The organism is Streptococcus marmotae (assembly GCF_001623565.1).
GTDB classification, from domain to species: Bacteria; Bacillota; Bacilli; order Lactobacillales; family Streptococcaceae; genus Streptococcus; species Streptococcus marmotae.
Genome location: NZ_CP015196.1, coordinates 911,208 through 926,293 on the forward strand (window position 1 = coordinate 911,208; position 15,086 = coordinate 926,293).

Consider the following 15,086-nt stretch of genomic DNA (forward strand, 5'->3'; position numbering starts at 1 on the left):
GGGTGGTTAATGAAGAAAACAGAGTTCGAAAAGCTCTTGGATAATAGCGGGATTAAGCGTCAGGTAATTGCCGAACGAATGGGTCTTACTCGTACTGGATTCTATCGCAAACAGAAGAAACCGAAAGAGAGATTTGACGGCAATGAAATGCTGGCTCTTGCTGATATTTTGGGAGTTGACTCTAAAGTGGTCCTTGAGGCCATTTTAGTTTCATAGTTTGGTTGACAAAAATAACACCAAGGAGAAAAACATGGATTTAGAATTACCATTCAAGGAATGGCTGGCGGAAGTCATGCCGATTAGACCACAAAACAACGCTTTGCTGGATTCTGAGCGAGGATTGGAGATTGCCAAGCTGTGCATTGAGATTGAGCGTGAGGCCTTTAATTGGCGCCGTTCGGACGTGGATACGTTTTGGATAGACATTCAGATGTTTGTCTACTACAAATTATCAGACGAGGAAATTCGTTTCATTTGCAAGCAACAACCAGGTATTGAAAATCACGCTAAATACGCTGAGGAGCGTAAAGCCTACGCTGAGATGATGCGAGGGTTTGAAAAACTAAAAGCCTTGGCGCTTGGGATGACGGTCAATGAAATGTATATGCAAAAGCATTTGGACAAAAAATAATCAAAAATTTGCTTGATAAACTACATTTATCAAAGTTTGTTGTTGACAAAACACAACAAACTATAACTAATGGAGAGGAGGGCAGATATGACTTATGGTGAGCGCATGCGTAGGCTTCGAGAGGACAAGGAAATGTCCTTGCGTGAGCTGGCAGAGAAGACGCTATTAGATTACGCATTCTTATCTCGTGTAGAGAATGATTTGCGGACGTTAACACTCCCACAGGCAAAGGCGGTGGCTCGTGAATTGGGCTGTACGGTGAATGAGCTGGTGGGGTAGGAAGGAGGAGTGAGGATGCAGAAGCAAATTGAAAAATTGCATTTAAGTATCAAGCCAAAACTTGAACCCATAGAAGGGCAGTGTTTATTGTCATCTGGGTATCAAATAAAAGTTAATGATTGGGAACTCGGGCGTGGCGTAACCGATTTTAAGTTAGAAATGCCAGCAGGAGAAAAACCAAAAGCCACTATCACATTTACACCAGATGTAGTTGACGTAGATGAAATAGTGGCAGAAGTTCAAGCCTTATTGCCTGAACTCAATGAATAAACCGCTGTAATCTTCTTGGAGTTTGGCAGAGATTTGACCAGTTAAAATGAGCTTCTTAGCAGTATCTCTAAAATCATCTTGGTCAAATTCATCAGAGCGAAAATCGTGAGCGGTACCAGCTGGAGTTGTTGGCTCAAGTTTAGCGAACTCAAGAATTTTATCAGCAATTACTTGGTTATACGACATAATCAATATCCTCCTTTCGTTAGTTTTTTATGTGAATACAACGGTGAGAGGTCATATTCAAAAGAATTATATCGCCAATATATTGCCTTGTCAATATATTGCGCATAAATGATATAAAAATAGATTTAAAATACAATATATAGTGTCTAGGAGGAAGTGTTATGTGGCAGAGAATCAAGCGAATTATGGATGAAAAAGGTATGACGATGTATGCCGTTAGTAAGAAAGCTGGCATCGATCAGAATGTGTTGATTGATTTGAAAGCTGGACGGAGTAAACGCATTTATTATGACAACATGGTGAAAATCGCTGATGCACTAGGTGTCAGCTTGGATGAATTTAGAAAATAAACACAGGAGGATAAAATGGATAATCCGCAAAAAGTATATAACACAAAAAGGCCAGGGGTTAGATTGCCGAAGGAAGTGCATGAAAAATTAGTTGAGTTTTGTACGGAAAATGATTTGGTTATCAGTACAACTATAGGGCGCTTTGTGGAATTTTGCTTGGAAAATGTAGAGATTAAGGAAGTGCAGACAACGGCCGAAAAATTGTTTATTGGAGATAGAGAGGTGTAAATGGCGCAAAAAAGAATGTTCAATAAGACCATTACTAATTCCGATAAATTCTTAGAATTGCCGTTAAGCACACAAGCCCTCTATTTTCATCTCAATATGAATGCTGATGACGATGGTTTTATCGATAATGCTAAAACTATTAAGCGAATGATTGGGGCGAGTGATTTGGATTTAAAAATGTTAGTTGAGCAAAATTTTTTGATTCTTTTTAATAGCGGAATTATAGTAGTCAAGGATTGGCGGATACATAATACCATTAGGAACGACCGCTATAATAAAACGGTATATGCAGAAGAATTTAAACAATTGCAAATCGCTGAAAGCAAGGAATACCAAGGGTTTGAGGAGTCTGGCAACCGTTTGGCAACCGTTTGGAAACCGTCTGGCACCCAATTGGCAACCCAGAAGAGAATAGAAGAGAATAGAATAGATAAGAATAGATTAGATGAGGATAGAGAAGAGAAGGACAGAGTAGATACTCCCTCGCTCGTCATCGTCAATCATTGTCAAAGTCATGGATTGTTCGTAGATGGACCACAGCTTCAAATGCTAATGGATTTTCACACGCTTGATGGTATGAATGTCGATGTCATTTGTAGAGCTGTTACAGAAGCGGCAGACAATAACAAACGAAATCTAAAATATATCTTGGCTATCTTACGGAACTGGAAAGCAGGTGGAATCCTGACGTTGGCTCAAGTTGAGGATAGGGAGCGACAGAGAGTTGAGTCAAAAGCTAAGTCTTTCCAAGGCGGAAACAGCCCTAACTTGAAACAAACCAACGTCCCTGAATGGTCTACCAAGCCGCCCAAGACTGGGATAACGGCAGAAGGTCAAGCGGAGTTGCAGAAGTTGGTTGCAGAGCTTGAGGAGCTGGAAAATGGATAAAGAAAAAGCCCCAACGGACGGCAATCCGAAAAGGGGCATACAAAAAATTACGAGGTAATTATATCATGAAAGAGGCGAGGGTGCAATGAATCCGCAAGAAAGTTTTAATGAGTTGGTTAATTCTCTTGCTATGCAAATCGCAGAAAAAGCACTTGAGGCGATAAGCGAACGAGATAGGAATATCTGGCTGACTCAACAGGAGTTGATGGATAGGGAAGGGTTATCGTGGCGGGAAGTGAAGCGGATGGAGAGCTACGGTCTTCGGTTTTACAAAAATGGCAAGCGCAAAGAATATTGCCTTGCAGATGTAAATGAGGTTAAACACTTAATGAAACAATAAGCGCTGGGGAGTGCTGAAGGAGAATAGCATGTTTGAAAAGTTGAAACAGTTTTTGGGGTTATCAGCCCAAGAGGAAAAAGAGCAGTTGCCAGATGAAGCTGAGAAATGGCGGAGTTTGGCGATTGAGTATTGGCAGTTTGCGGAGAAAGAAAAATTAGGCCATCGACGAGCTCGGGCGAAATTATACAAGCTACAGGCGCAGGTGGACTATTACAAGAATTTACTAGAGATACATGAGGTGGATTATGAGTGATTTTTTAGGCGGGGCATGTGTTGCGCTGGCATTCTTCATGATTTGCTTGGGCGTTGCGATTACGGATCAGTACAAGCTGGAGAAACAGCGTAAGAAGCGTGAGAAGCAGTTATTGATTGAACAGCATGAGCGAGAGTTAGAAGCAAATGCGGTTGCTAGGTATAAACACATTAAGAATGCTCAAACACGTTGGTCTGTCAGCAGAGGTCCACAAGTACAAGCTGAGATTGATAGATATGCAAGGCAGCATGTAGTTGTAGTTCCAACGCAAAAACCAAAGGCAAATAGAAAGTACGGTGCAAAATATGCTTAGTAAACGTAAGAAACAGGAATTTGAGTTAGCGTGGCATAAAGCGACGGAGAAAGAACGTGAGGCAGTTGTGGATGTTCTTGACAACAAGGCGCAGTATTTGAAACAAATGCGGGCGCTATGCCAGAAACATGTGAAGGAGGGAGTATGGAGCATTTGAAAGATTTGACGGCAGAAGAAGCAAATGTATTGAATTTTATCATTGCGCATGGAACGTGTGAGAATCCTATTCCGGCAAAAAAAGCATGGAAAGCATTAGGGCTTTATAAGCGCAAACTAGAAAACATTGTCGAGTGTTTGAAGCGGAAAGGCCATCCGGTCGGTAGTCTAAAGGGCAAAAAGCATGGGTTGTATGCAGCACGAAATAGAGAAGAGCTGGAGATGGGTTTACGGGCGAACGTAACGCAGGCACGTACAACCTTGCAAATTGCAAAAGTACAACGTGGCATTGATTTTGAGGAATATTGGACACGGAGGTCTTGACATGATGAGTCGTGAATACCGTTGCGCAGATTGTGGATACGAATGGTCTGAGATTTCGGAATATAAAGCGTTAGATTGTCCCGAGTGTCAAAGCGACATTGTTGATGTAACGTGGCAGGCTAGAGCTTATGATTGACTTACAAACGAAAGACCAGTATGAGGACAACCTCTACTGGTGGAGAAGGTACTCAAGTCTAGCAGATGAACTGGCAGAGGTGTATCTGTTGATTGAGTGGCAGAAAAAAGAGATCAAGCGCTTAGAGCGTGAAAATTGGAATTTAAAACAGACGAAGAGGAGAAAATAGATGGCTTATTTGTATGAACTAGAAGGAATTTATGCTCAGTTGCAAGAGATGGAGCTTGACGATGAGACGTTTCGTGATACTCTAGAGAGCCTTGATTTTCAAGGGCAGCTGGAAGTTAATATCGAGTATTTTGTCAAAATGATGAAGAATAGCTTGGCTGATGCGGAAATTTACAAGGCGGAAGCAAGCAAATTCACTGAAAAACGCAAGCAAGCGGAGCAGAAGGCAGAACGTTACAAGGGAATCATCAAGAATGCGATGAAGCTGTCGCAGGTCAAAAAGGTCGAGACGGAGTTGTTCAAGGTTTCCGTCAGCGATCGAAAGACGGTGCAGATTGTGGATGAGACGAAGATTCCGTTGCAGTACATGAAGGAGAAAATTGAGTATACACCAATCAAGGCAGATATCAAAAAGGCGCTTGAAGCTGGAGAGGTGATTGAAGGTGCAGAATTTGGGTATTCGGAAAGCGTGGTGGTTAAATGAGTCAGAGCGGTATGACTTTTGAAGAGTTGCAAAAGAAGATGCAGATAGCAAAAACAAAGCAGGGTGATGTCAAGTATGCGTTTAGGAATGCGGAACAGATTGAGACGCATTTTAAGAAAGTATCATCTGGTTGGGTATTAACGTTTGAAGATGCGTTGCAAGAAATGGCTGGACGAATTTTTTATATCGCTAAAGTGATTGTGCAGAAAGATTCGGAGAAATACAGTAGTCAAGGCATTGCGGAATTGGGAGAAGTTCCAGTATTGACGACTAAAACGGGAAAAACCATTCAGCAAATGCAGATTCCGCAGTGGACGGGAGCTGTTGGCTCATACGCAAGGAAGTATGCATTGCAGGGTGTGTTTGCGATGGGAGAAGAGGATGTGGATTCTTTTCAAAAAATTGGCGTAGATGAGCTAAATGAAATAACAGACCGTTTAGAAAGTAAATGCGATACAGAAGAAAAAATGCAAGAAGCGGTCGCTTGGATTTGTGAAAAAAATGGCATTTTAAAGTTAGAAGATTTGACGATGAACCAGTATCAAGCGGTGTTGGGACTTATCGCTAAACTCGGAAATAAAAAGAAAGTGGATAAACAAGAATGATAAACAATGTAGTTTTAGTGGGTCGGATGACGAGAGATGCGGAGTTGAAATATACTCCGTCTAATCAGGCAGTCGCGACATTTACGCTTGCGGTGAATCGCAATTTCAAGAATCAGAATGGCGAGCGGGAGGCGGATTTTATTAACTGCGTGATGTGGCGACAACAGGCTGAGAATTTGGCCAATTGGGCTAAGAAGGGCGCTTTGATTGGGATTACAGGCAGCATACAGACACGAAGTTATGACAACCAGCAGGGGCAACGGGTCTATGTGACAGAAGTGATTGCCAACAATTTCCAATTGCTAGAGAGTCGCAATCAGGGTGGCCAAGGTGGTTCTTCCCAAAATGAAAACAAGCAAGAGCAGACTAGCTTTTTCCAGGGGCAGACAACAACACCGATGGAACTCTCAGATGATGATTTGCCGTTTTAAGAGGTGACAGATGAAATTAAAGATTACTCAGCACAGTGAACATCCGAACGTCTATATCGTTTGGCACGGTGAGTTTACGAGGACGATAGTGCATCAGGTTGTTGAGGATTTCGAAATGTTCAAATATTGGTTTGAGCAACAACGGTACTATCTGACCTCTAATCAATTTCTGATTTTAGATGATGAATGGCTAGAGATGGTGCTTGCATTTTATCAACAGCGAGATGAATTGCCTATATGAAATTTGAGTTTATTTTGAGTAACACGAAACAGCGCAAAGAGATGTTGAATGCGAATGACAGACCGCATTGGACACAGAAGGCTCAAATCACTGCCTATCTTCGCCGTATTGCCGTTTTAAAAGGTCAGGAGTATAAAACTATACCCTATACTAAAAAACGCCCCTGCGGGCTTGTGGTGACGATTTGCGCACCAACTAAGAGACGAATGGATCCGCCGAACTTTTATCCGACTGTAAAAGCACTGGTTGATGGCCTGACAGATGCTGGTATTTGGTCGGATGACAATCATGAAGTGATTCGGTTTATGACTTTTGAATACGGCGGGCTTAGTGGTGTGAAAGGAAAATATAAAATCGTGATAGAGGTTGAGGAGATAGAAAATGGGTAAACGAAGACGTTTAAGCGATGCGCAAGTAAAACATTTTAGCGTTAAGCTACGTGCTTTGCGTAAGCAAATGGGACTGACACAACGGGGATTGTCCCTGAAGTTGGGCTATCATTATTCGGTGCTCAGTAACTGGGAGCTTGGCAATTTTGCCCCAAGCAAGGAAGCGTTGGAAGATATTTGCACGTTCTTTAGTGTGAGTGAAGAAGAGTTGATTGGAGAAAGTAGATGAAACAATTTGATAATATAACAAAACCCCAACACTACCACGGGAAATACGGGCTTGAAGCCATGAGCGTTGTCGATAATTTTATCGGTGATTTAGCTGGGAAGGCAGCCTATTGTTGGGGCAATGTCATCAAGTATTTATTGCGGTTTCAGATGAAAAATGGGGTTGAGGACTTGAAAAAGGCTCGGCAACATCTGGATTGGTTGATTGGGGAGATGGAGAAAACAGATGAAACAATTTAAATTTGGAGATAAAGTGAGAGTATTACCACAAGAGGAACGACCTGACCGCTGGTTAGGGCAAATGATGCAGTATCAGAATGGGATTGGTATTGTTGTAAATAGAAAAGTACCTTATTGTTACGTATGTTTTGAAGATGGTTCTACGTGGAGTTATGATGAAGAACAGCTTGAACTAGTGACTGACGAACTACAGAAAGTGAAAATTCCGCAATTTGTGGCGGATTGGATTGAAGAATGTAAAATAATCTACAATCTTTATGGAGTAATGGGGCGAATCCATGACAACCTAGTTCCAGAAGACATTCTTAAATGGTTTGTTCACAATCCTACAAGAACAGGAGACATTTTAGCTCGTGCTTGGCTTGATGGTTATGAGATTGAGCAGGAGAAGAAATATCGGGTACCACTTGAGGGATTGGTTTCTGCAAACGGTCAGCAGTATTTATCAAAAGGCGAGAACCATTCAGATAGTTTTTTCGCTTGTGCAAGGGACAGTATCCTGATTCAGGAGTTTACACTTGAAGAAATTCCAGAGCATTATAGAGAGTTTGCAGTGGAGGTAGAAGTAGATGAATAAACAAGAAGTGATTAAAACAGGGGACAGAGTTATCACTCGGGGTGTAGTTGTTCGCAACTTTGAGGGATACGGTGGTTGCCAATTTTCAGAAGTCGAAACTGATAAAGGAGCGATAATTACTTGTGCGACGGAACACCTTGAACCCGATGAACCACAGAAAGTGAAAGTGTCACAAGTAGCTGTAGATTATTATGAGCAATATAAAGACGAATTATCTGGTTTTGATGAATGGTTCAGCGGTTTATATAGTTATGAGTTTGAAAATGATTTTGACAAAGCTGAAGAACTACAAACTTGGCTATATGACAATGATGATAAGACGAATCGTCAGAGAGAGTTTGCTCTTGCAACGTTGATTGTAAATGGTTTAGATGCAGTTGAGGTTGAGCAGGAGAAGTTGTATACAGTCGAGATACCAGACCCGAATATTGATGAATACAGCATAGTGTTAGGTCGCAAAGAAGGGAAAGTGTGTATCAGGCAATCCATGTCGAAAACATGGAAAATGAGCTGTAGCAATCAGCTCACCGAAGCCGAAATCAAGCAAGATTTTGAGTGGGCTTGGCAGTTTGCGAAGGAGGTGGAGTGATGATTAGCACAAGGGAGAAGAATCAGATTTTAGATGGTTTGGATTTCCGCGTCTATAATGGGCTGCGAAAGACCATGAGGCCTGTCAGGGGCTTTCTCAAAAAAGATGATGGAGAGATTCACGTCAGTATCGGGAGGGACAGCAGTGGCTACAACACCGTGCCGCTTTTTTGGGAAAATCCAGATGGTGTCCGTCAGGCTTATCTGATGAAATACACGGGTCTGCGTGATTTTCGCAACAAGAAAATTTACGAGGGCGATATTTTGGAAGAGCCAGATAGCGGTTTTCGTTTCGAGGTTAAGTTTCGAAAAGATAGGCCTGTTGTTTATTACAAGGGCAAATACAGCGATGATTTAGCAGAGTTAAACAGGCTGATGCGTGTGGTTGGGAATATCTATCAGAATAAAGAGTTGTTGGAGGTCGAGGAGTGAAAGTCTATTGGGGGACTAGCGAGCAGAGAGAATTGCTAGGCGAATGTGAGACGCAGAATCAGGCTTTTGACGTGATTGATCATCATGTTAGGACGAAGCGTGAAATCAGTGCGCCGTACTATCGCTTTTGGAACAAAGATGGCCAGCTAGTGATTGATTATGGAAGTTACAGGAATTTTTATTATGTAGATTTTGAGGAGGCTGTCCAATGACCACACAGATAAAATTAATCATCGTGCTCATTGCGCTATTTCTGCTGTCCACGCTGTTTTTGATGGTGTTGTCAATCAGAAGTCTACAAGACCAGATTGACGGGCTGTACCAACGCAACGAAGTGCTTACGCAACAGTTGCAAGAGATGAATAAGTATGTACAGTATCCAGGAGGGTAAAATGACAACAGCTGAGAAAGTGGCCTACATTTTAAAAGTCAACTACTGGACGCAGCAGCAACTTGGAGAGAAAATCGGCGTAACTTTTAACACGATTTCTAAGTGGAAGCGAGGTTTTGCTATAAGCGATGAAAATCGCCTTAAAATCGAACAGCTCTACAACCAAGCAAGGAGATTGGAGTGGGAACGTAGGCAACTGAAGCCGGAACCGATGCAAAATCCGAAAGTGAAAGGCAAAGTCTTGTCAGAACGTGGGAAGATAGTGTTTAAATTCCCGTGGTACGGTTACCAGCGAAAATAAAAAAAGCCAGCAATTGCTGACTCCTTGTGAATAATAACCATATCAATATTATATCACAAAGGAGACAGCGAAGTGACTTTTTTTCCAGAGATCGATGAAAAACAGACAATCAGAAACGCTAAGAGGAAACTGAGAGAGTATCCACGCTGGAGGCGGATTGCAGGTGATGTTGACGGCCAGAAAGTCACAGCGACTTACTCTTTTGAGCCTAGGCAATCGCATGGTACACCTAGCCGTCCAGTTGAGCGGCTGGCGATAAGTAAGGTAGCCGCATTAGCAGAGCTTGAAGCTATCGAGTATGCGGTGGGTCATCTGCTTGATCCGTATCATAGGCGGATTTTGTACGAGAAATTTTTATGTAATCGTCCTAAATATGATTTTGAAATCTATCATGGTTTATTCATGAGTGAGGGGAGTTACTATCACGCATTATCCATTGCGCTGATAGAGTTCGCAGAAGTATACCGTGGTGGGGTATTGCTTGTAGAAATTGCAGATACAACCTAGTTTTTGCATAGTTGGCGTGAAGTTTGTAGACCATTTATGGTGATAAAATGGTATTGTCATAGGATTAGGTCAGGAAGCGTATGGCGCTCTGGCCATTTGGAGAGTTGGTTCGATGGGTTGGGACAGCGAACTGTAAATCCGTTCTTGTTTGAAGGCGCAGGTTCGAATCCTGCACTCTCCGTAATATGGGGTTGATGACAATATCCCCTTCAGCGACGGTTGATAAAAATGTGCATCAAGCACGGCTTCACGCCTGAAAATAAAAGGGTAGAAGACTTGTCTGTAGGAACATAAATCTGTTTTGGAGGCAGACGGGGTAGCGCCCTTGGTACGAGATAATAGCTAAATCTTCAAATCAATAAGATTAAAAGTACCCGTGTCGGTTCGATTCCGACTGTTCCTGTGTTAAGCTCTGAGAAGTCTGCGGACCTCAGGAGCGATGAGGTTAGAGAATTGCATATCGCTCTAACTCAATATGCATTAGTCACACAAGCGTGTGGCTTTTTTGATTTTCAAGAAGGAGACTAGGCAATTATGCAGATTATCGAAATGAATGTAGATGAATTGAGGCCGTATAGTAAAAATCCAAGAAAAAATGATGGTGCAGTAGATCCAGTTGCGAATTCAATTGAAGAATTTGGTTTTAAAGTGCCAATTGTTGCTACATCAGATGGTGAGATTATCAATGGGCATACTCGATATAAGGCTGCGAAGAAACTCAAATTAGAGACTGTACCCGTTATTGTTGCCGATGATTTGTCTGAAGAGCAGATAAAGGCGTTTCGGTTGGCTGATAATAAGGTCGGAGAAATTGCCACATGGGACAATGTTTTGTTAGACATCGAGCTTGATTCAATAATTAATTTGGATATGGAACTTTTTGGATTTGAGGAAAAAGAGGAAGTAGAAGACATCATACCTGAGGTTGAATTTACAGAAGAGTTGTATGAACAAAATAATTATTTAGTTTTAAAATTTGATAATATTGTTGATTGGGCACAAGCGCAGAGTTTGTTTGGAATTGAAAGCAAGAAAGATTTAGCCAAAAAAATGGATCGACAAGGGGTTGGCAGGGTTTTAGATGGTGCTAAGGCTATCAATCAAATATTAGGAGAAGTGAAGTGATGAAAATTTCAGTGAATATCCCTAGTTATAAGCGACCTGTTGTCGAAATATTGAAGTTATATCCTTTTTGTGTTGTTTGGGTTGCGGAGAAGGAAAAAGAGGCTTATCAAAAACAAAATCCAGATACAATTATTAGAACAATGCCTGATGAAGTCCAAGGGAATATTGCAAGAGTTCGTAATTGGATTTTAGACCACACTCAAGATGATGATGTAGTTGTGATGATTGATGATGATTGTTATTTTTTTGGCTTTTGGGAAAATGAAGAGAAAACGTCGCTTGAGGCAGAAGATTTCATTCAATTTATTGAAAAATATTCTTTGATTGCGGATGAGTGGGGGGCAAAATTTTGGGGAGTAAATTGTTTAGAAGACAGAAGGGGCTATAGAGCGTTTTGTCCATTTTCCACAACTTCTTTTATAGGTGCCCCGTTTCATTGTTTTTTGAAAGGAAATGAATTAAGGTATGATGAAAATATCCCTTTGAAAGAAGATTATGACATGACACTCCAGCAATTGAATCGTTATCGTGTAGCATTGCGAGTGAATAAATTTCATTATCGAGTAAAGCAATCAGAGCAAGCAGGTGGTTGCGCAATGATGAGAAATTATGATGTTGAGTTAGAACAATTGTTGCGATTACAGAAAAAATGGGGTGATAAAATTGTCAGATTTGACAAGACAAGCAATAGCAGGCTCGGTAAAAAGCAAAAGAGATTTGATTTTAATCCTATCATAAAACCACCGATAAAGGGGGTCTAGTTGATGGCACAAGGGCAATATCAAGAATGGCTTAAGGCTGAGAATCTTTTGCTTTTGCAAGGTTGGAAGCGTCAAGGTTTGTCTGATGAGCAAATTGCCCGAGACAAGATTGGAATTAACCCTCGTACACTTGAGAAGTGGAAGAAATCTCATGGGCAGATTGGGCAGGCTTTAAAAAGAGGAAAGGAGCATGCCAATTTTTTAATCGAGAATAAGTTGTTTGAGAAAGCGGCGAATGGGAATGTAACAGCTATGATTTTTTGGTTGAAGAATAATTGGCGTGAAAAATATAATGATAGCCAACTATCAGAAGAAGAACGTCAATTATTGAAAGAGCGTATTAAGTCATTAGAGTTAGATAATAAAGAAAGAGAAATTTTACAAAATCCAGAAGATGAAATCATCATCGTAGATTCTTGGGCAGACGAGGTGGAAGATGATTGATATTCAGAAGAATGTGAATCCGCATTTTAAGTCGGTTTGGGTGTCTAAGTTTCCGTATAACGTTCTAAAAGGTGGGCGAAATTCGTTTAAGTCGTCTGTAATTGCGTTGAAGCTGGTCTACATGATGATTCTGCATATCAAGATTGGAGAAAAAGCCAACGTGGTCGTGATTCGTAAAGTTGGAAATACCATTCGAGATAGCGTTTATCTTAAAATACAGTGGGCGTTGCGATTGTTTGGGATTATCCACAGGTTTAAGATGACGGTATCGCCGTTTAAAATCGAACATAGGGGAACAGGGTCGACTTTCTATTTCTATGGCCAAGATGATTTTCAAAAATTGAAATCAAATGACATCGGGAATATCATTGCGGTTTGGTACGAGGAAGCGGCAGAGTTTGCCAGTCAAGAGGATTTTGACCAGTCTAACGTGACTTTTATGCGACAGAAGCACCAAGAATCTGATTTTGTGCAGTTCTTTTGGTCTTACAACCCGCCTCGCAATCCCTATTCGTGGATAAACGAGTGGGCGGAGGAGCTGAAAGAAAATCCTGACTATCTTGTTCATGAGTCTAGTTATCTTGAGGATGAGTTGGGCTTTGTGACGGAGCAGATGTTGTCGGATATTGAGCGGATAAAGCAGAATGATTATGACTATTATCGCTACATTTATCTTGGTGAACCAGTCGGGCTTGGGACGAATGTCTATAACATTGATTTGTTTCAGCGTGTGGAGAGAATACCAGCTGATGAGCGAGTGATTGGCCAGTTTTTTGCGATGGATACGGGGCATCAGCAGTCTGCTACGACGTGTTTGCATGCTGTGTTGACGAGTAAGAATCGCTTGTATCTTGTGGATACCTATTATTATAGTCCTGCTGGTAAGGTTAAGAAAAAAGCTCCTAGTGTGTTGTCAAAGGAAATTCATGAGTTTGTTCAACGTCAGGGACGGAATTTTCCAAATGTTCCTATTTTGAACCAGACGATTGATAGCGCAGAGGGGGCTTTGAGAAATCAGTATTTTGAAGATTATGGGGAGCGTTGGCATCCGGTGGCGAAGAAAAAGAAGATTGTGATGACTGAGTTTGTGCAGTCGCTTCTCGCTGAGGGGCGTTTTTTCTATTTGCCAAGCAAAAATAATGTTCAGTATTTCATTGAGGAGCATAAGAGATACATGTGGGATGAAAAGTCGGTGATGAATGATGATCCAAAAGTTGTGAAAGAAGATGATCATACGTGCGATGCGTTCCAGTATTTGATTATCGATAATGCACAAGCCTTGGATTTGAAAGCTTAAAGGAGTGGTAGATGGGACTAGTGCAGACGATTAAGAATTTTTTTACAAGGAGTAAGTATGCGATGACGACACAGAGTTTAGCGAGTATTACGGAGCATCCAAAGATTGCTATTTCCCAAGATGAGTATACTCGGATTCAGGAAAATGTCCGTTATTTTGCGGGGAGGTATGACCCGGTAGAGTACAAGGATAGTAATGGCAATAGGCAAAAGCGTGAGTTCAACCATTTGCCGATTGGGCGTACTGCTGCTAAGAAGATTGCTAGTTTGGTCTTTAATGAGCAGGCAGAGATTGTACTTGATGATGAGGTCGCAAATGAGTTTATCAATACTACTTTGAAAAACGACCGTTTTAACAAAAACTTTGAGCGTTATCTTGAAAGTTGTTTAGCGTTGGGTGGTATGGCGATGCGTCCGTATGTGGATGGCGATAGGGTGCGTGTGGCTTTTGTTCAAGCTCCTGTTTTTCTGCCTTTGCAGTCCAATACGCAGGATATTTCTAGTGCTGCGATTATCACTAAGACGGTGAAAAGTGAGGGGCAGAAAAATCGCTATTACACCTTGATTGAACTTCATGAGTGGGGAGCAGATAACCGGTATACGATTACGAATGAGTTGTATAAGTCTGATAATCCGAGCGCGGTAGGGGCAAGGGTGCCGTTGGCAGAGCTTTATGAAGGGTTGCAAGAAGTGGTTTCTCTTAATAGGTTGAGTCGCCCTTTGTTCACGTATTTGAAACCGCCTGGTATGAATAATAAGAATATCAATAGTCCGCTTGGTTTGTCTATCTTTGATAATGCGAAGACTACGATTGATTTTATCAATACCACCTACGACGAGTTTATGTGGGAGGTCAAGATGGGTCAGCGTAGAGTGGCGGTGCCAACACAGCTCTTAAAGACTGAATATAATCAGGAAGGCGAGAAGGTCTTTGTCAGACGTGAATTTGAAGCTGGTCAAAATGTTTATGAGCAGTTTGATAGCGGCGATATAGACAAAGGTATAGGTATCACAGACCTTACAACGCCTATTCGTTCAGATGATTATATCAAGGCGATTAATGAAGGGCTTTCGCTATTTGAAATGCAGATTGGGGTGTCGGCTGGTATGTTTACATTCGATGGGAAGTCGATGAAGACGGCTACGGAAGTGGTGTCTGAGAATTCGGATACGTATCAGATGAGAAACAGTATCGTGACCTTGGTTGAGCAGTCGTTGAAGGAGTTGATTGTTTCTATTCTTGAGTTGGCGGCGTCCTACAAGTTATACACAGGAAAAATTCCTGATATGGATGCGATAAGCATCAACTTGGATGATGGTGTGTTTACGGATCGGCATGTCGAGCTGGATTATTGGACAAAGGTTGTTGCAGCTGGTTTTGCACCTCGTGAGATGGCGATTGAGAAAGTCTTGAATATCTCGAAAGAGGAAGCGAAAAAAATTAGCTCGTCAATTGATGACGAGGAAGTCCGTAGTATGACGCGACAGCGTAGTCGTGAGGATATAGACTTGTACGGAGAGTAG

At 41.6% G+C, this 15,086-nt stretch carries 33 protein-coding genes and 1 tRNA gene; 33 read left to right on the forward strand and 1 reads right to left on the reverse strand.

Annotated elements, in window-relative coordinates; genetic code table 11:
- Positions 1-9 precede the first annotated feature (9 nt).
- The 4 genes from A4H00_RS04680 to A4H00_RS04695 all read left to right on the forward strand — a co-directional run bounded on the left by A4H00_RS04680 (position 10) and on the right by A4H00_RS04695 (position 1,180).
- Entirely contained in the window at positions 10-216 is a 207-nt protein-coding gene (locus A4H00_RS04680; protein WP_067087725.1) for a helix-turn-helix domain-containing protein, read from the forward strand.
- A gap of 34 nt (positions 217-250) precedes the next feature.
- Positions 251-631, forward strand: coding sequence for a hypothetical protein (locus A4H00_RS04685; RefSeq protein WP_067087728.1), 381 nt, complete (start codon positions 251-253; stop codon positions 629-631).
- 87 nt (positions 632-718) lie between these two features.
- Positions 719-910 carry a helix-turn-helix domain-containing protein gene (locus A4H00_RS04690; protein WP_067087730.1) on the forward strand — a complete coding sequence of 64 codons (192 nt, stop codon included), beginning with the start codon at positions 719-721 and terminating at the stop codon, positions 908-910.
- Between the two features lie 15 nt (positions 911-925).
- Positions 926-1,180, forward strand: coding sequence for a hypothetical protein (locus A4H00_RS04695; RefSeq protein WP_067087733.1), 255 nt, complete (start codon positions 926-928; stop codon positions 1,178-1,180).
- Here A4H00_RS04695 and A4H00_RS04700 read toward each other — a convergent pair.
- On the reverse strand, positions 1,157-1,366 hold the full coding sequence (locus tag A4H00_RS04700; RefSeq protein WP_067087735.1) for a hypothetical protein: 210 nt from the start codon (positions 1,364-1,366) through the stop codon (positions 1,157-1,159). The two genes, A4H00_RS04695 and A4H00_RS04700, sit on opposite strands and share 24 nt — an antisense overlap.
- Before the next feature lie 161 nt (positions 1,367-1,527).
- On the opposite strand from A4H00_RS04700, the gene A4H00_RS04705 reads away from it, so the two are divergent.
- From A4H00_RS04705 to A4H00_RS04835, 29 genes are all read left to right on the forward strand, one after another.
- Positions 1,528-1,716 carry a helix-turn-helix domain-containing protein gene (locus A4H00_RS04705; protein WP_067087737.1) on the forward strand — a complete coding sequence of 63 codons (189 nt, stop codon included), beginning with the start codon at positions 1,528-1,530 and terminating at the stop codon, positions 1,714-1,716.
- Between the two features lie 15 nt (positions 1,717-1,731).
- A complete protein-coding gene (locus tag A4H00_RS04710) occupies positions 1,732-1,944 on the forward strand; it encodes a hypothetical protein (protein WP_067087739.1) in 213 nt (70 codons plus the stop codon).
- Positions 1,945-2,832 (forward strand): DnaD domain protein, encoded by an 888-nt coding sequence (locus A4H00_RS04715; RefSeq protein WP_067087741.1) that lies wholly within the window; start codon positions 1,945-1,947, stop codon positions 2,830-2,832.
- Between the two features lie 85 nt (positions 2,833-2,917).
- Positions 2,918-3,172: a hypothetical protein gene (locus tag A4H00_RS04720; RefSeq protein ID WP_067087742.1), complete on the forward strand. Its 255-nt coding sequence runs from the start codon at positions 2,918-2,920 to the stop codon at positions 3,170-3,172.
- 28 nt (positions 3,173-3,200) lie between these two features.
- The gene (locus A4H00_RS04725; RefSeq protein ID WP_067087744.1) at positions 3,201-3,425 is read left to right on the forward strand and encodes a hypothetical protein; all 225 of its coding nucleotides are present in this window, start codon (positions 3,201-3,203) and stop codon (positions 3,423-3,425) included.
- Positions 3,418-3,738, forward strand: a complete 321-nt coding sequence (locus tag A4H00_RS04730) for a hypothetical protein (protein ID WP_067087746.1) — start codon at positions 3,418-3,420, stop codon at positions 3,736-3,738. Before A4H00_RS04725 ends, A4H00_RS04730 begins: the two co-directional genes overlap by 8 nt.
- Positions 3,731-3,895: a hypothetical protein gene (locus A4H00_RS11830; RefSeq protein ID WP_157770985.1), complete on the forward strand. Its 165-nt coding sequence runs from the start codon at positions 3,731-3,733 to the stop codon at positions 3,893-3,895. The genes A4H00_RS04730 and A4H00_RS11830 overlap by 8 nt, the downstream gene beginning before the upstream one ends.
- Positions 3,883-4,218 carry a hypothetical protein gene (locus A4H00_RS04735; protein WP_067087748.1) on the forward strand — a complete coding sequence of 112 codons (336 nt, stop codon included), beginning with the start codon at positions 3,883-3,885 and terminating at the stop codon, positions 4,216-4,218. Before A4H00_RS11830 ends, A4H00_RS04735 begins: the two co-directional genes overlap by 13 nt.
- Positions 4,219-4,346: 128 nt before the next feature.
- Positions 4,347-4,523 carry a hypothetical protein gene (locus A4H00_RS12010; protein WP_167541355.1) on the forward strand — a complete coding sequence of 59 codons (177 nt, stop codon included), beginning with the start codon at positions 4,347-4,349 and terminating at the stop codon, positions 4,521-4,523.
- Entirely contained in the window at positions 4,524-5,006 is a 483-nt protein-coding gene (locus A4H00_RS04740) for a siphovirus Gp157 family protein (RefSeq protein WP_067087750.1), read from the forward strand. It begins immediately after the preceding gene.
- Between the two features lie 11 nt (positions 5,007-5,017).
- Complete coding sequence (locus tag A4H00_RS04745) at positions 5,018-5,611, forward strand: ERF family protein (protein WP_082815659.1); 594 nt, start codon at positions 5,018-5,020, stop codon at positions 5,609-5,611.
- Positions 5,608-6,042, forward strand: a complete 435-nt coding sequence (gene ssb, locus A4H00_RS04750; protein WP_067087753.1) for a single-stranded DNA-binding protein — start codon at positions 5,608-5,610, stop codon at positions 6,040-6,042. The genes A4H00_RS04745 and ssb overlap by 4 nt, the downstream gene beginning before the upstream one ends.
- Before the next feature lie 10 nt (positions 6,043-6,052).
- Positions 6,053-6,283 carry a hypothetical protein gene (locus tag A4H00_RS04755; protein ID WP_067087755.1) on the forward strand — a complete coding sequence of 77 codons (231 nt, stop codon included), beginning with the start codon at positions 6,053-6,055 and terminating at the stop codon, positions 6,281-6,283.
- 14 nt (positions 6,284-6,297) lie between these two features.
- Positions 6,298-6,672, forward strand: coding sequence for a RusA family crossover junction endodeoxyribonuclease (locus tag A4H00_RS04760; RefSeq protein WP_335339459.1), 375 nt, complete (start codon positions 6,298-6,300; stop codon positions 6,670-6,672).
- Positions 6,665-6,901 carry a helix-turn-helix domain-containing protein gene (locus A4H00_RS04765; RefSeq protein WP_067087760.1) on the forward strand — a complete coding sequence of 79 codons (237 nt, stop codon included), beginning with the start codon at positions 6,665-6,667 and terminating at the stop codon, positions 6,899-6,901. The genes A4H00_RS04760 and A4H00_RS04765 overlap by 8 nt, the downstream gene beginning before the upstream one ends.
- Positions 6,898-7,140, forward strand: a complete 243-nt coding sequence (locus A4H00_RS04770) for a DUF3310 domain-containing protein (RefSeq protein ID WP_067087762.1) — start codon at positions 6,898-6,900, stop codon at positions 7,138-7,140. The genes A4H00_RS04765 and A4H00_RS04770 overlap by 4 nt, the downstream gene beginning before the upstream one ends.
- The gene (locus A4H00_RS04775) at positions 7,127-7,717 is read left to right on the forward strand and encodes a DUF1642 domain-containing protein (RefSeq protein WP_067087764.1); all 591 of its coding nucleotides are present in this window, start codon (positions 7,127-7,129) and stop codon (positions 7,715-7,717) included. Before A4H00_RS04770 ends, A4H00_RS04775 begins: the two co-directional genes overlap by 14 nt.
- Complete coding sequence (locus A4H00_RS04780) at positions 7,710-8,306, forward strand: DUF1642 domain-containing protein (RefSeq protein ID WP_067087766.1); 597 nt, start codon at positions 7,710-7,712, stop codon at positions 8,304-8,306. Before A4H00_RS04775 ends, A4H00_RS04780 begins: the two co-directional genes overlap by 8 nt.
- A complete protein-coding gene (locus A4H00_RS04785; protein WP_067087769.1) occupies positions 8,306-8,737 on the forward strand; it encodes a YopX family protein in 432 nt (143 codons plus the stop codon). The genes A4H00_RS04780 and A4H00_RS04785 overlap by 1 nt, the downstream gene beginning before the upstream one ends.
- Positions 8,734-8,949, forward strand: coding sequence for a hypothetical protein (locus A4H00_RS04790; RefSeq protein ID WP_067087771.1), 216 nt, complete (start codon positions 8,734-8,736; stop codon positions 8,947-8,949). The genes A4H00_RS04785 and A4H00_RS04790 overlap by 4 nt, the downstream gene beginning before the upstream one ends.
- A complete protein-coding gene (locus tag A4H00_RS04795) occupies positions 8,946-9,128 on the forward strand; it encodes a hypothetical protein (RefSeq protein ID WP_067087773.1) in 183 nt (60 codons plus the stop codon). The genes A4H00_RS04790 and A4H00_RS04795 overlap by 4 nt, the downstream gene beginning before the upstream one ends.
- A gap of 1 nt (position 9,129) precedes the next feature.
- Complete coding sequence (locus A4H00_RS04800) at positions 9,130-9,429, forward strand: helix-turn-helix domain-containing protein (protein ID WP_067087775.1); 300 nt, start codon at positions 9,130-9,132, stop codon at positions 9,427-9,429.
- A 72-nt stretch (positions 9,430-9,501) separates the two neighbouring features.
- Positions 9,502-9,936 (forward strand): ArpU family phage packaging/lysis transcriptional regulator, encoded by a 435-nt coding sequence (locus tag A4H00_RS04805; RefSeq protein ID WP_067087777.1) that lies wholly within the window; start codon positions 9,502-9,504, stop codon positions 9,934-9,936.
- A gap of 98 nt (positions 9,937-10,034) precedes the next feature.
- Positions 10,035-10,117: transfer RNA gene (locus tag A4H00_RS04810), tRNA-Tyr, on the forward strand.
- Between the two features lie 353 nt (positions 10,118-10,470).
- A complete protein-coding gene (locus tag A4H00_RS04815) occupies positions 10,471-11,061 on the forward strand; it encodes a ParB N-terminal domain-containing protein (protein ID WP_082815588.1) in 591 nt (196 codons plus the stop codon).
- Positions 11,061-11,822 (forward strand): GREB1-related protein, encoded by a 762-nt coding sequence (locus tag A4H00_RS04820; protein ID WP_067087779.1) that lies wholly within the window; start codon positions 11,061-11,063, stop codon positions 11,820-11,822. The genes A4H00_RS04815 and A4H00_RS04820 overlap by 1 nt, the downstream gene beginning before the upstream one ends.
- A 3-nt stretch (positions 11,823-11,825) precedes the next feature.
- Positions 11,826-12,266 (forward strand): hypothetical protein, encoded by a 441-nt coding sequence (locus tag A4H00_RS04825; RefSeq protein WP_067087781.1) that lies wholly within the window; start codon positions 11,826-11,828, stop codon positions 12,264-12,266.
- Positions 12,259-13,563: a PBSX family phage terminase large subunit gene (locus A4H00_RS04830; RefSeq protein WP_067087783.1), complete on the forward strand. Its 1,305-nt coding sequence runs from the start codon at positions 12,259-12,261 to the stop codon at positions 13,561-13,563. The genes A4H00_RS04825 and A4H00_RS04830 overlap by 8 nt, the downstream gene beginning before the upstream one ends.
- Before the next feature lie 11 nt (positions 13,564-13,574).
- On the forward strand, positions 13,575-15,086 hold the full coding sequence (locus tag A4H00_RS04835) for a phage portal protein (protein WP_335339460.1): 1,512 nt from the start codon (positions 13,575-13,577) through the stop codon (positions 15,084-15,086).

Excerpts from the sequence above, each read along its gene's own strand:
- A4H00_RS04680 (WP_067087725.1), top strand. The coding sequence starts at position 10 with ATGAAGAAAACAGAGTTCGAAAAGCTCTTGGATAATAGCGGGATTAAG.
- A4H00_RS04685 (WP_067087728.1), top strand. The coding sequence starts at position 251 with ATGGATTTAGAATTACCATTCAAGGAATGGCTGGCGGAAGTCATGCCG.
- A4H00_RS04690 (WP_067087730.1), top strand. The coding sequence starts at position 719 with ATGACTTATGGTGAGCGCATGCGTAGGCTTCGAGAGGACAAGGAAATG.
- A4H00_RS04695 (WP_067087733.1), top strand. The coding sequence starts at position 926 with ATGCAGAAGCAAATTGAAAAATTGCATTTAAGTATCAAGCCAAAACTT.
- A4H00_RS04700 (WP_067087735.1), bottom strand. The coding sequence starts at position 1,366 with ATGTCGTATAACCAAGTAATTGCTGATAAAATTCTTGAGTTCGCTAAA.
- A4H00_RS04705 (WP_067087737.1), top strand. The coding sequence starts at position 1,528 with ATGTGGCAGAGAATCAAGCGAATTATGGATGAAAAAGGTATGACGATG.
- A4H00_RS04710 (WP_067087739.1), top strand. The coding sequence starts at position 1,732 with ATGGATAATCCGCAAAAAGTATATAACACAAAAAGGCCAGGGGTTAGA.
- A4H00_RS04715 (WP_067087741.1), top strand. The coding sequence starts at position 1,945 with ATGGCGCAAAAAAGAATGTTCAATAAGACCATTACTAATTCCGATAAA.
- A4H00_RS04720 (WP_067087742.1), top strand. The coding sequence starts at position 2,918 with ATGAATCCGCAAGAAAGTTTTAATGAGTTGGTTAATTCTCTTGCTATG.
- A4H00_RS04725 (WP_067087744.1), top strand. The coding sequence starts at position 3,201 with ATGTTTGAAAAGTTGAAACAGTTTTTGGGGTTATCAGCCCAAGAGGAA.
- A4H00_RS04730 (WP_067087746.1), top strand. The coding sequence starts at position 3,418 with ATGAGTGATTTTTTAGGCGGGGCATGTGTTGCGCTGGCATTCTTCATG.
- A4H00_RS11830 (WP_157770985.1), top strand. The coding sequence starts at position 3,731 with ATGCTTAGTAAACGTAAGAAACAGGAATTTGAGTTAGCGTGGCATAAA.
- A4H00_RS04735 (WP_067087748.1), top strand. The coding sequence starts at position 3,883 with ATGGAGCATTTGAAAGATTTGACGGCAGAAGAAGCAAATGTATTGAAT.
- A4H00_RS12010 (WP_167541355.1), top strand. The coding sequence starts at position 4,347 with ATGATTGACTTACAAACGAAAGACCAGTATGAGGACAACCTCTACTGG.
- A4H00_RS04740 (WP_067087750.1), top strand. The coding sequence starts at position 4,524 with ATGGCTTATTTGTATGAACTAGAAGGAATTTATGCTCAGTTGCAAGAG.
- A4H00_RS04745 (WP_082815659.1), top strand. The coding sequence starts at position 5,018 with ATGACTTTTGAAGAGTTGCAAAAGAAGATGCAGATAGCAAAAACAAAG.
- ssb (WP_067087753.1), top strand. The coding sequence starts at position 5,608 with ATGATAAACAATGTAGTTTTAGTGGGTCGGATGACGAGAGATGCGGAG.
- A4H00_RS04755 (WP_067087755.1), top strand. The coding sequence starts at position 6,053 with ATGAAATTAAAGATTACTCAGCACAGTGAACATCCGAACGTCTATATC.
- A4H00_RS04765 (WP_067087760.1), top strand. The coding sequence starts at position 6,665 with ATGGGTAAACGAAGACGTTTAAGCGATGCGCAAGTAAAACATTTTAGC.
- A4H00_RS04770 (WP_067087762.1), top strand. The coding sequence starts at position 6,898 with ATGAAACAATTTGATAATATAACAAAACCCCAACACTACCACGGGAAA.
- A4H00_RS04775 (WP_067087764.1), top strand. The coding sequence starts at position 7,127 with ATGAAACAATTTAAATTTGGAGATAAAGTGAGAGTATTACCACAAGAG.
- A4H00_RS04780 (WP_067087766.1), top strand. The coding sequence starts at position 7,710 with ATGAATAAACAAGAAGTGATTAAAACAGGGGACAGAGTTATCACTCGG.
- A4H00_RS04785 (WP_067087769.1), top strand. The coding sequence starts at position 8,306 with ATGATTAGCACAAGGGAGAAGAATCAGATTTTAGATGGTTTGGATTTC.
- A4H00_RS04795 (WP_067087773.1), top strand. The coding sequence starts at position 8,946 with ATGACCACACAGATAAAATTAATCATCGTGCTCATTGCGCTATTTCTG.
- A4H00_RS04800 (WP_067087775.1), top strand. The coding sequence starts at position 9,130 with ATGACAACAGCTGAGAAAGTGGCCTACATTTTAAAAGTCAACTACTGG.
- A4H00_RS04815 (WP_082815588.1), top strand. The coding sequence starts at position 10,471 with ATGCAGATTATCGAAATGAATGTAGATGAATTGAGGCCGTATAGTAAA.
- A4H00_RS04820 (WP_067087779.1), top strand. The coding sequence starts at position 11,061 with ATGAAAATTTCAGTGAATATCCCTAGTTATAAGCGACCTGTTGTCGAA.
- A4H00_RS04825 (WP_067087781.1), top strand. The coding sequence starts at position 11,826 with ATGGCACAAGGGCAATATCAAGAATGGCTTAAGGCTGAGAATCTTTTG.
- A4H00_RS04830 (WP_067087783.1), top strand. The coding sequence starts at position 12,259 with ATGATTGATATTCAGAAGAATGTGAATCCGCATTTTAAGTCGGTTTGG.
- A4H00_RS04835 (WP_335339460.1), top strand. The coding sequence starts at position 13,575 with ATGGGACTAGTGCAGACGATTAAGAATTTTTTTACAAGGAGTAAGTAT.